This window comes from Paenibacillus sp. 2KB_22 (assembly GCF_052115745.1).
GTDB lineage: Bacteria > Bacillota > Bacilli > Paenibacillales > Paenibacillaceae > Paenibacillus.
In genome coordinates this window covers 335069-347735 of sequence record NZ_JBFRHG010000001.1, presented here as the reverse complement: position 1 = coordinate 347735, position 12667 = coordinate 335069, and the positions used below count along the sequence as shown (strand labels likewise).

Below are 12667 nucleotides of genomic sequence, written 5' to 3'. Positions count from 1 at the left end.
CTCATGTCTCCAAAAATTGCTTTAGATGACGATCGATAACGAGTGAATCCACTTCGTTAGCTCCAATCCCGAAGCAGTGTCCCCACTTGGACTTGATGGGCTGAAAAACAGCATTCGGCATATGTTGAACATCATACGCACTGTCTTCTGGAGTGAAAAACAAGTCACTGGACCCTGGCATAACGAGTGCAGGAGCAGTGATCTTGCTTAAAGCCTGTTCGAAGTTGCCGTCATCTACGGGATTATCACTAATGTCTCCATATATTCCTGTACGAAGCATGGTGATTAAGTCGTTAGCATCAAAGGATAGAAACACCTTGTCCCAGTAATCTTCTACATAAGATTTCAAAGAATCGTAACCTTCGGATTGATACAATTTCTCCAAATAGTACGCCTGCGAAAAACCCCATGGAGCATAAACTCTCCCCATTGCAGCGAGACCAGCAACCGGAGGGCGCTCATATTGGCCATTTTTAAAATTGGAATCTGCCTGTAACGCCGCGATCATTGCTTCGAATACCAACTGTGTATGGGGTCTACTTTTTGCTGTCCCGCCAAATGGGGCGATCCGTTCGACCATATCGGGATAACTCGTTCCCCATTGAAAAACCTGCATAGCACCCAAAGACCAGCCCACAACAAGTTTGATATTGGAGATACCAAATTTTTGAGTGATAAGTTGATGTTGGGCACGCACGTTGTCGTACATGGAGATGAGAGGAAAGTTCTCTCTATCAAATGGGGCAGGAGTATTGCTGGGAGAGGACGATAATCCGTTACCTAACATATTAGGCACAATGATAAAATACCGACTGGGGTCAAGCGCCCTGTCCGCTCCGATTAACCATTCATTATCAGTGTGAAGTCCAGCAAACCATGTTGGGACGACAATAACATTGTCTTTTGCCGAATTTAGGTTTCCATAGGTCTTGTAAGCGATAAAGGCTTGAGGGAGCTGTTGTCCCGATTGAAGTAATGTATCTCCAAGGTTATATGTTTCATAATCGTTCATAGATTGATTCTCCTTATAAAAGTAGTAATAACTTGATTTCACTCTACAATACGTCTATCATCAATTCAACGAAACGTTATTGAATATAACATTCATTTATTTTGAACAAAGGAGGTGCCTGATTCATGGAAATACGCCAGTTAAAAACCTTTTGGACACTTGCATCGACTTGCAGCTTTAGTCAAACTGCTGAATTATTGAGTTATGTCCCGTCTACCATAACCATGCAAATCAAATCTCTGGAAGAAGAGTTGGGCGTGAAATTGTTGGATCGATTAGGTAAAAAGGTTGTATTAACCGATGCTGGGCAACAATTCTTGCCGTACGCCACTAAAATCTTAAACGATGTAGAGGAAGCAAAGTGCATATCCAGTCAGCACGGAGAATTGGCGGGGACGGTTGTGATCGGAGCAGATGAAGTGCTGTGTGCATATCTTCTTCCAGCCTTGTTCAAACGCTTCCGAGCGGATTATCCTGGTGTGCGGTTATTGTTTCGGCCCTTGTCTGGGCAAGAGCTTAAATCGAGTCTGAGAGAAGGGTATGCCGATGTCGTTTTTGTATTGGATGAGCCTATGGATTCCAAAGACCTTCATTCAGAGTTTTTAAAGGATGAGACCTTTCAAATGGTGGTTTCTCCCGATCATATGTTAGCATCGCGTTCCGCGTTGGTCATTGATGACTTCCACAAACAGCATTTTTTGCTGACCGAAAAGAACTGTTCGTATCGCACTTATTTTGATCAATCCATAACGAAGAAAGGTGCAGATGTTCTGACAGAGCTGGAGTTTCATAGTGTAGAAGCCATTAAACAATGTGTTGTGGCTGGTCTAGGGATCGCTTTATTACCTGAAATGGCTTTGAAGAAAGAGTTGAGCGATGGGGAAGTGGTTGCTCTGCCGTGGGATTTATCAGATGTATCTTTTTCTGCGCAAATGCTCTGGCATCGAGAAAAATGGATTTCTCCATCCATCGCTGCTTTCATCCAAGTCGCTAAGAGTGAGTTGAAATGATTGTTCAGAATTTGTTTAGATGTATATGTTAAAATACTCTTCATGGAGATCGTAAAGTTAAATAGAATCAACCTTTAACAACTTGATACAGACATATATGGGGGATTAAAAATGGAAAGAAAGATTCGAAATTCTGCAAAAGCATTGATCATCAAAGATGGAAGGATGCTTGCAATGAAGCAGGATGATCATGATGAAGTGATCTATATCCTGCCGGGCGGGAGCCAGAATGCAGGTGAGACATTGACCGATGCTGTGAAGCGTGAAGTCGGTGAAGAAATCGGAGTAGAGGTAGAACCGTTATCATTGGAATTCGTTATTGAAGGTGTATACGGTGAAGCTCTTCATCGTGTAGATTTTGTTTTTTTGTGCGAGTACATAGGTTTGATGGACCAAGATAGTTCTATTCTGCCGAGTGACGAAAATCAAGTGGAATATAAATGGCTTGAAATTAAAAATATAAACGAACTACCTTTATTTCCTTCAAAATTACGAAAGCAGATTCTTAGATTGGTTGGGGGAGAACCAACGGTTATGTATTTAGGAAATGAGGAAGATGAGGAACTGTAAGGTTAGTTGTGTCTAACACATTGAAGCCGAGAATGAATATGAAGTGATTCATAAACAAGCGGCAGTCTTGTATTTACATAAGGAAAGGCTATTCAAAGGACGTGATGGTCCAGTGAAATAGCCTTTTTTGCCGTTAAGCAAAGTGTACTGATCGATTCAAATATGACCATCTAGACCAAGAGGTTACATAAGGCTAGGCCAGCCAAGGCGAGGTGTTATATATCTTGTTCTTTCACACCTGGTGTCATATGTTTCTGACCCCACATGACCATGGATTCAATTAAAGGAACCAATTCCTTGCCCGATTCGGTGAGCGAATATTCCACTCTCGGTGGTACCTCGTTATATTGCTCCCGATGCACGATGCCGGAATGAATCAAATCCTTCAAACAATTCGTTAGCATCGTTCCGGTAATACCAGGCAATCTTCTTTTTAATTCATTGTAACGCATACAGTCATTTTCACTGAGGATCGCCAGGATCGGAAGATTCCACTTGCCTCCAATGACCTGAAATGCATAAGTCGCTGGACATAACTGATCGAAATTAAACTCGTATTTCACTTGATACCCTCCAATAGTATACTTTTTGATACTAAGTCAGAAAAAGAATCGTACTTGTTCAAAAGATTGTAGACAATATAATTAAACTAACACAATGAAATCAATTCATAAAGATAAAGGCGGGATAAATGTGAGTAATGAATCTATGATGTGTGATCTGGAAACAGGCATATGTGGTGTGAGCGAAGAAGAGGCTATGCAAGAAATTAATCTGAATCACGTTGAGAAAAGGGTAACCATTTATTACGCAACAGATCCGATTTGCTCTCACTGCTGGGCGCTAGAGCCGGTGCTTCATCGGTTGGTTGAGGAATACGGTCATTATTTTACGTTGCAAATCAAAATGGGTGGGCTACTGGCTAACTGGAATGGTTTCTCGGATGGCGCTAACGGAATTCAGAAGCCTTCGGACGTTGCAGGGCATTGGAGGGAAGTGGGTGAACATTCACGTATGCCCATCGATGGTTCCTTATGGCACGATAATCCAATACTTTCTTCCTATCCGCCATCTCGCGTATTTAAGGTCATTCAGAGTACACACCCTGGTAAAGAGCATGAATTTTTAAGACGTGCGCGTGAAGCCGTGTTTGCATTTAATCAAAATATTGGAGAAGATGATGTGCTGACGGATATCGTCAATCAACTGGGTTTGAATGGAAAAGAAGTGGTTGAGGCGGCTGCACAGCAATCTGCACAAGATTTATTAGAGGAAGACTTTGAGCGTGTTGCTAGTTTGGGAGTTAGAGGTTTCCCATCCATTATCATTGTAAATGAAGAGAACCAAGGGATGAAAATTGTCGGAGCACGTTCTCTTGAAACATATGTGCAAGCACTTCAGCAGGTGTTGGGTGTTGATCTGAAACCAAAACAGATACCCTCGTTGCAGCAGAAAATTAATGAGGGACACCTTCTTTTTTCTAAAGAAATGGAGGTCATGTACAATATCGAAAAGAGTGACATTGCATCATATGTGAAATCTGAATTGGCAGATCACACATATCGTATCGGTTATATGTTGAATGAGATGTATATTGAGCAGATCTGAGGAAAAAACAAGAAATCTGTAGTAGCACATTTATCCATAATAGAATCTTCCTGCTTCGGCACACGGATGTGTTATTCGCACAGGCAAGTCGTCCACCCATTGCGTAGACTAAAGTAGATCAAGTCAAGTGAGGTGAATTCCATGGTTAAGACCAATGAAATACACGTCAAGGCAAAACGGCTCAAAGATCGTCCAGTCTACGTGACTCTTCATAATGGCGAAACGTACGTTGGCTACATCTCTGGTGTCAACCACGCAGGCGTAGTGATTACCGGGGGCGGAAAGCTAACTCAGGCCGCAGTCACAGCACCCTCATCTGAAGGCAGTACTCGCAAAACCAAAGCTAAAGCAGAGGCTACAAGAAAAACAGTATCCTCACGAAACCGTAAACGGACGAACAGCACTCGTAAGTCGCAGGTACGATCCCGTTCGATGTCTCGTTCAACGTCCCGGCAAGCTCAGGTATCATCTTTCATGCCTATGTTAGGTTCATTGTTAGGTGGTGGCTTTGGCGGACTTGGTGGTGCAGGCTCGATTGGAGGTATGTTAGGCGGTGGTATGCGGTTGTTTGGCATGATCCAGCGGTTTACACCTGTAGTCAAAATGGGGTATGGCATGATTAAGCAGATTCAGCCATTTATGGGGGCAGTTCAAGGGCTGATGACTCCAGCAAGCCAAGCAGCTCAGGCTGAAGCTGAAGCGGAAGTCCAAGAGGGATAACACCGTAAACAACAATGCGGTAAAATAAAACATGACCTTCGTTGTACTTATTAACGAAGCACTATTCCTGTGCTGGGTGATGTGCCCCATATATTATCCATTCGATGCTTCACTGCAAGCTGCTCTCCGTATTTGAAGCGGAGGGTGGCTTATTTGCTTATGCTGCATACGAGAAAGAAACGAAGAGAATACAAATACACCTAAATACACAAATACACCCATACAATTTCTCTGTACGGGGTGTGTAAAACTAGTTACATATGCGAACTGTCAAAGTTGTGTCCTAAAATACAGCAAGACGCCCCGCGCGCAGGGAGCTGCACGCGGGGCGAAAAACAATGCTGATCTTGCAGAAGAGGATCAAACGTTATTCCGCTCTGATTAAGCCTGTTTGGTTTTAAGACGAATGACGTTCCACGACGCTTTGTTCAGTACAGCTTGCACTTTACCTTGATCTACGGTTGTGTGCCCGCCGTTGTGAGGAAGGACGTTACGTGGGTTTTCTTTGGTATTGGTGGCTTTTAAGTCATTGTTCTCCAATACGATATGCTCCACAAATGTGGTTTCTCCGAAGGAACGCAGATCCACATTCAGTTCCAGTTGCTCATCCAGATGTCTGTTCACCGCGAAGATCGTGATCGTGCCATTCTCTTCATCATGCACACTGATCGCTTCGAGATAAGGTACATCTGTAAAGTCTTTGGAATCATATTTAGGTGAAGTTGTGATGGATCTCAACACTGTACCACGACCAAAGTTGGATGCATGCATGAACGGGAAATACGTCGTCTGGAACCAGATTGCTCCGTTATTTTCCGTCATGATTGGTGCAATGGTGTTAATCAACTGAGCAAGGCAAGCCATTTTTACACGGTCGGCGTGCTTGAGAATGGTAATCAGGTAACAACCCACGGCTAGTGCATCTTCATGCGTGTATATATCTTCAAATTCAGGAGGAGCAATCTGCCAGCGTTCTTCCATACGGCTTGTGCCAATGGATTTCCAGACATTCCATTCATCCAAGGACAGCATCAATTTCTTTTTGCTGCGTTTTTTGGCTTGTACAAAATCACAGATCGAAGCCACACTATCAATAAATTGATCCAAATCCAGCGATGTCGCCAGGAAGTCATATGTGTTGTCTTTGTTGTTATTGTAATACTGATGCAGGGACAAGTAGTCTACATTTTCATAGGTGAGATCGAGTACAGTTGCTTCCCAATCTGCAAATGTCTTCATGTCACGGCTGGAACTGCCGCAGGCCACAAGCTCAATATCCGGGTCTACCCATTTCATCGCTTTGGCGGTCTCATTGGCAATACGGCCATATTCGTATGCAGTCATTGCACCAATCTGCCAAGGGCCGTCCATTTCGTTGCCAAGACACCAGGTTTTGAATTTATGCGGGTCCTTGTAACCGTGAGAGATACGCAGATCACTCCAGTATGTGCCGGATGGGTGGTTGCAGTATTCAATCAGGTTTCTGGCCGCATCAATGCCGCGAGTACCCAGATTTACAGCCATCATCACTTCGGTTCCAACCAGTTTGGCCCAATCTGCAAATTCATTCGTACCTACCGCATTCGTTTCAATCGTCCACCAAGCGAGTTCAAGTCTGCGTTTGCGTTCGGTTACCGGGCCCACACCGTCTTCCCAGTTGTAACCGGATACGAAATTACCACCTGGGTAACGAACGATGGGGACGTTCAGCGCTTTGATCGCTTCAATGGCGTCCTGTCGGAAACCTTGAGCATCCGCAGTAGGATGACCTGGATCATAAATACCGCCATATACGGCCCGTCCCAGATGTTCTATAAATGAACCATAGACACGCGGATCTACTTCAGCAATTTGAAAGTCTTTATCGATAAGCATTTTGGATGTAAGCAATGGGAAAACCTCCATATTATTAATTTTAGGTGAGTAAGAGACTTTATTTCACGTTCAGTTCGCATAAAAGCAAAATCAACTCATTGATTTGTTATCTAATGTGTATCATAATGCTATTATAATGAGCAAGTTTATTTTACAGGGTTCGCTAAATAACGAATCCTAAATCGATAATATATAGAAATCTAAAGAGATAGGGAAGTGAAGTTCATGATGCTTGGTACGGATGCCTCGTCCTTGATCATTTACGAGGCCCTCGCAAGCGAGGCCCGTCTAAATATCGTTCGCTTATTATTGCAAAACAGGGAAATGCACATTAATGCGCTCGCCAAAGAGTTGTATCTGAGCAAGGCCATCGTGAGTACCCATGTGAGCAAGCTGCAAAAGGCCGGGATTGTAGGCAGCCGCATGAAGCGGGAGAATGGTGGAACGTATAAATACTGCTTTATTCTGCAAGAATTTATGACGATCAATCTCTCACCTGCACCCGTTGATGCTCCTTACCATGAAGTCTCTATTCCAGTTGGTCATTACACGGATTACGAAGCCTGGCCCACCTGTGGCATTGCAACAACAACGCAGATGATTGGGCAATATGATACACCGGCCTGCTTTATGGACCCAGATCGGGTTAATGCGGGTATACTCTGGTTCGCACGCGGATTTTTGGAATATAAAGTCCCTAATTATCTGAATACAGAACAGCATCTCCAGGAGATTGAGATTTCACTCGAACTCAGTTCGGAAGCACCTCAAGTTAATGAAAACTGGCCCTCCGACATCCGTTTCTCCCTTAATGGAAAACACCTGGGAACATGGACAAGCCCCGGGGACTTTGGGGATCGGAAAGGCAAGCATACACCGCTGTGGTGGAAATTGGACGTTAACCAGTATGGTGTGCTGAAGGTGCTGCGCATTAACGGAGAAGGGACGTTTATGGATGGCCAGCGTATCTCGGATGTGCGTATCCATGATCTGCAACTCGATTCATCGACCTACTGGACGTTTGGATTAAGGCCGGAAGAAGGGGTGCCCGGGCGTGGTGGACTTACCCTGTTTGGCAACGGATTTGGCAACTACGATCAGGACATTTTAATTCGGTACTATTACGAGGATGCAAGGGAATCTACGCCTATTGATGTATAAAATCCCTTCTTTTATGTCAATTTAATAAGACAACGCACACATAGACGAAATGCATGTGAATTCCATAGTATTGGTATTGACAACGATTACATGGGTGGTATAAGATACAGCTAAATAAGGAGTGTCACTGATTCGATCAGGCACCACCACAGTCTGGATTTCACAAGTTTGTTTGACTTGTGCTCTGGACCATGGTGGTGCTTTTTGCATATTGGGGGTGAGAACATCATGAGGTTCAAAAAATCGTTAAACAACAACATCGCTCTGGCAGAAGATGCCGAAGGCTGCGAAGTCATTGTGATCGGGACCGGGGTTGGCTTCAAAAAAGTAAAAGGGCAACCTATTGCAAGGGAACAAATTCAAAAAACTTTTCGAATTGGTTTGAATGACAAATACCAGCGAGTGGAGCAATTTTTTAATGATATACCGCTGCAAGTCATCAACGTTACCGATCAAATCATTGAAGAAGGTCAGTCCCAAATCGGTAAAAAGTTGAACGATTCCATCCTGCTCACCCTGGCTGATCACATCCATTTTGCGCTGGATCGTTACAAAAGCGGTGTGGACATGCAGAATCCGCTTCACTGGGATATCCGTCACCTGTATCCTGAGGAATATCGTATCGGAGAATACGCCGTCGAACGAATTAATGAAGCTTTTGAGGTATGTTTGCCATCGGCAGAGGCAAGCTCCATCGCTCTTCATTTTGTGAATTCGCAGTTTGATTCCGGCAGCATGAATCAAACGATCAAAATAACCCAAATGATTAATGACATTCTGGGTATCATGACAGATCATTTTGGAATGGCACTGGATCAGGAAACCACTGATTTTTCCCGATTCGTTACCCATCTCAGATACTTCATCGTTCGACAATTGAACAGGGAAGTGCTCTCTTTCAAAGATCAGCAGTTTCTGTATGATGTATTGTCGGAACGATACCCGTCCAGCTTCCAATGTGCACTTAAGATAAAAAAAGCGATGGAGCAGCAGCGCGGATTCGCGATTACTCCCGATGAGATGGTATACCTCATGATTCACATCGAGAGAGTAACATCTCGTTCCGACACGGGGTGATCTCAATACAACCAGCTTAAGTTATACCACATGATTATGAATATGGAGTGTTACTGATTCGATCAGGCACCACCAAATGTTTCCGACTCCGCTACCTGCGGCGGGCCGGTTTGACATTTGGTTTTTTTTCGCCCAAAAAAGGAGGAAGCAGCATGAATCATCGGGAGTTGTCGAAAAAAATCATTCACTTAACAGGAGGGCAAGGGAACATAACGCAAGCCTGGCATTGCATCACACGTCTTCGCTTCAATGTTCGTGAGGAGAATAACGTTCAGCTCGAACAGATCAGAGCGCTGGACGGTGTGCTCGGTGCCCAGTTTCAGAGTGATCAGTTTCAAGTCGTCATCGGAAATAAGGTCGCGGCAGTGTATGAAGAAATTGATGATCAGCTGAAACAGGAGGGCAAATCGCAGCCTGAGGCAGGTGGTCCGCGTTTCAAAGGCATTAATGCTGTACTGGATACAATCTCAGGTATCTTTACTCCCATCCTGCCTGCCATCATAGGCACCGGTATGCTGAAGGGTATTCTGGCTTTGCTTGTTACACTCGGAGTGATCCAGGAGACAAGTGGAGAGTATCAGATTCTGTCATCTGTAGCGAATGCAGCCTTTTATTTTTTACCTTTTCTGCTTGCTGTCTCGTCTGCTCGCAAGTTCAAAGTCAATGAATACATTGCTCTGACCCTTGCAGGTACGTTGTTGTATCCAACCATTTTGAATGCATATCTGGAAAATCAGCTGGAGCCGATACGTTTTCTATCACTGCCCGTCTCGATTGTGAATTATACGCAGTCCGTCATTCCAATCATTCTGGGTGTGTGGCTTCTGAGTTACATCCATCGCTGGGTAGACCGATTCATTCCTGGCCCGGTCAAGGTGATATTCACCTCGATGATTGTATTGGTCATCACGGTTCCAATTCTGCTCATTGCCATTGGGCCACTCGGGAATTACATCGGCATCTATCTGGAAATGGGCACATCCTGGCTTTTTGCTCATTCAGGCCCATTAACCGGTATTGTTCTTGGCGGATTAATGCCATTGATCGTCATGACAGGCATGCACTACGCGTTCTTCCCGGGTACCTTGCAGAACTTGAGCAAACTCGGATATGACGTGCTTTTGCTGCCGATCAACCTTGTGACCAATATGAGTCAGGCGGGTGCCGTTGCAGCCGTGTTTCTCAAAACGAAAGACAAGTCCATGAAATCCATAGCCTTATCCAGTGGCATATCCGCCTTGCTCGGCATCACGGAGCCAGCACTGTACGGGGTAACACTGAAGTTGAAAAAACCATTCTATGCTTCACTAATCGGTGGGGCAGCTGGTGGCGGTTTTATTACTGCAGTCGGTCTGAAGTGCTTTGGCTTTGCCGTTCCGGGACTGCTGGCCCTCCCGTTATACATCGGCCCGGAGGGAGGCATGGCTAACTTCTGGTACGCCCTAATTGGCATCGGCATCAGCTTTACTGTTTCCTTCATACTGACGTTGTTGCTCAAGTGGGATGAGCCGAATACACAGCATACTGCGGTATCCGGTTCCTCCCAGCATCCATCCCAACCGCAACAAGCCACAACAACTGTTTTGACGGATGACGAGGTAAGCGCTGTAACCGTGCATTCCATTGAAGAGAAGAAAGGCGAAGTATTCAGCCCGCTCACTGGCGAAGTCGTGCCCCTCTCAGCACTACCGGACAAAACTTTTGCTGAGGAGCTGACCGGGAAAGGTATTGCCATTCTTCCGCAGGAAGGACGCGTAACAGCCCCATTTGACGGGATCGTCACCCTGGTTGCCAAAAGCAAACATGCCGTAATGTTAACATCAACAAATGGGATTGAAATTCTTATTCACGTTGGAATGAACAGTGTATCGCTCAAAGGGAAATTTTTTGACGTGAAGGTTACTGCCGGACAAGAGGTAAAGAAGGGTGATCTGCTATTGTCGTTCGACATGGATGGCATTCGGGATGCTGGGGTTAATCTGCTCACACCGGTCATCGTAACCAATACGCCGGATTACCTTGACGTGGTTCCGGTTCAAGTGAAGGGGGTGATTCCAATGAATGAATTGCTTCTCCTCACTGTTCGCTAACAGCTTCATGAATATCACATACAAAAAAGGAGAGAAACAACATGACAAAAACAATTAAACACTCATTTCCTGAAGGATTCTTATGGGGCGGAGCTACCGCGGCCAATCAGCTCGAAGGTGCATTTGACGCGGACGGCAAAGGTCTATCTACTTCAGACATGGCACCTTATATTCCTCATGAAGAACGCAACGGCAAAGATTTCACTTTTGACGTGGATTCCGTTCAACTGGAACAATATCTAAGTGGTAACACCGACGTTTATTTCCCCAAACGGAATGGCGTGGATTTCTATCATCGCTATCAAGAAGACATCGCATTGTTTGCAGAGATGGGATTCAAGGTATTCCGACTTTCCATCGCGTGGACACGTATCTTCCCGACAGGAGAGGAGGAAGTTCCTAATGAAGCTGGTCTGGCATTCTATGACAACGTACTGGACGAGCTGCTGAAATACGGGATTGAACCGCTCGTAACGATCTCACACTACGAAATGCCCGTAGAATTAACCCGTAAATACAACGGCTGGGAAAGCCGCGAGATGATCGATCTGTATCTGAAATTTGCCAACACGCTGTTTGACCGTTACAAAGATAAAGTAAAATACTGGATTACATTTAATGAAATGAATATGATGCTTACAAGTCTGTATACTGGTGGCGGCATTCTGGAAGATAAAATTAAGGGGACACCGGAGCAGGTAGCCTATCAGGCAACTCACCATCAATTTGTAGCAAGCTCACTGGCTGTCAAAAGTGGTAAAGAGAAGATGCCAAATGCTCAGATTGGCTGCATGATCTGTCGTCTGGAAACGTATGCTGCTTCTAGCAAACCGGAAGATGTATTGCAGACGATGAAGGAAGATCAGATGAACCTGTTCTACCCAGAGGTTCAGGCACGAGGCGAATACCCATCCTACATGCAAAGATATTTTGAGGAAAACGGGATTGAACTGGTTAAAGCTCCTGACGACGATGCCATTATTCGGGAAAATACCGTGGACTTTATTGCTTTCAGTTATTACATGACGTATATCGGAAAATATGACCCGAATGACAACAGCAACTCGGGTATGCTGGTAAGTCAGATCAAAAACCCTCATCTGAAAGCTACCGAATGGGGATGGCCTATCGATCCAATTGGTCTTCGCGTCGCGCTGAACCGATTGTATGATCGTTACCGGATGCCGCTCTTCATCGTTGAGAACGGGTTGGGTGCTACCGACACACTGAAAGAGGATGGAACAGTGCATGACCCTTATCGCATCAATTACTTGCGTAGCCACATTGAGCAGATGAAAGAAGCTGTCGCTGACGGTGTAGAATTGATGGGATTCACGAGCTGGGGACCTATAGATATCATTAGCTGTTCAACCTCAGAGATGGGTAAACGTTACGGATTTATTTACGTGGATCAGGACAATGCAGGACACGGTTCATTGGAAAGAACACGCAAGGATTCTTTCTACTGGTACAAACAAGTTATTGAAACAAACGGAGAAACCCTGTAATCATAAAAATTCTTACACGCCGCCCATATGGGCGGT

At 44.8% G+C, this 12667-nt stretch carries 11 protein-coding genes; 8 read left to right on the top strand and 3 right to left on the bottom strand.

Translation table 11 applies throughout. From position 1 onward, the window contains the following. Position 1 precedes the first annotated feature (1 nt). Entirely contained in the window at positions 2-1012 is a 1011-nt protein-coding gene (locus AB4111_RS01425) for an alpha/beta fold hydrolase (protein WP_442029841.1), read from the bottom strand. 125 nt (positions 1013-1137) lie between these two features. Between AB4111_RS01425 and AB4111_RS01420 the strand changes: the two genes are divergently transcribed. Then, on the top strand, positions 1138-2022 hold the full coding sequence (locus AB4111_RS01420) for a LysR family transcriptional regulator (protein WP_442029839.1): 885 nt from the start codon (positions 1138-1140) through the stop codon (positions 2020-2022). Between the two features lie 111 nt (positions 2023-2133). Beyond that, the gene (locus AB4111_RS01415; RefSeq protein WP_442029837.1) at positions 2134-2592 is read left to right on the top strand and encodes an NUDIX domain-containing protein; all 459 of its coding nucleotides are present in this window, start codon (positions 2134-2136) and stop codon (positions 2590-2592) included. Between the two features lie 215 nt (positions 2593-2807). Here the strand turns inward: AB4111_RS01415 and AB4111_RS01410 are convergent, their stop codons facing one another. Beyond that, a complete protein-coding gene (locus AB4111_RS01410; RefSeq protein WP_442029835.1) occupies positions 2808-3155 on the bottom strand; it encodes a winged helix-turn-helix transcriptional regulator in 348 nt (115 codons plus the stop codon). Between the two features lie 130 nt (positions 3156-3285). Here AB4111_RS01410 and AB4111_RS01405 point away from each other — a divergent pair, with 130 nt between their 5' ends. Together AB4111_RS01405 and AB4111_RS01400 are read left to right on the top strand one after the other, a co-directional pair. Then, positions 3286-4200, top strand: coding sequence for a DsbA family oxidoreductase (locus AB4111_RS01405; protein WP_442029833.1), 915 nt, complete (start codon positions 3286-3288; stop codon positions 4198-4200). 141 nt (positions 4201-4341) lie between these two features. Next, positions 4342-4920, top strand: coding sequence for a hypothetical protein (locus AB4111_RS01400; RefSeq protein ID WP_442029831.1), 579 nt, complete (start codon positions 4342-4344; stop codon positions 4918-4920). 381 nt (positions 4921-5301) lie between these two features. Here the strand turns inward: AB4111_RS01400 and arfA are convergent, their stop codons facing one another. Next, the gene (arfA, locus tag AB4111_RS01395) at positions 5302-6825 is read right to left on the bottom strand and encodes an arabinosylfuranosidase ArfA (RefSeq protein WP_442029829.1); all 1524 of its coding nucleotides are present in this window, start codon (positions 6823-6825) and stop codon (positions 5302-5304) included. 195 nt (positions 6826-7020) lie between these two features. Here arfA and AB4111_RS01390 point away from each other — a divergent pair, with 195 nt between their 5' ends. The 4 genes from AB4111_RS01390 to AB4111_RS01375 all read left to right on the top strand — a co-directional run bounded on the left by AB4111_RS01390 (position 7021) and on the right by AB4111_RS01375 (position 12631). After that, on the top strand, positions 7021-7956 hold the full coding sequence (locus AB4111_RS01390; RefSeq protein ID WP_442029827.1) for an ArsR/SmtB family transcription factor: 936 nt from the start codon (positions 7021-7023) through the stop codon (positions 7954-7956). A 228-nt stretch (positions 7957-8184) separates the two neighbouring features. Further along, complete coding sequence (licT, locus tag AB4111_RS01385; protein ID WP_442029825.1) at positions 8185-9033, top strand: BglG family transcription antiterminator LicT; 849 nt, start codon at positions 8185-8187, stop codon at positions 9031-9033. A gap of 152 nt (positions 9034-9185) precedes the next feature. Further along, entirely contained in the window at positions 9186-11123 is a 1938-nt protein-coding gene (locus tag AB4111_RS01380) for a beta-glucoside-specific PTS transporter subunit IIABC (RefSeq protein ID WP_442029823.1), read from the top strand. A 41-nt stretch (positions 11124-11164) separates the two neighbouring features. Beyond that, positions 11165-12631 carry a glycoside hydrolase family 1 protein gene (locus tag AB4111_RS01375; RefSeq protein ID WP_442029821.1) on the top strand — a complete coding sequence of 489 codons (1467 nt, stop codon included), beginning with the start codon at positions 11165-11167 and terminating at the stop codon, positions 12629-12631. Positions 12632-12667 lie beyond the last annotated feature (36 nt).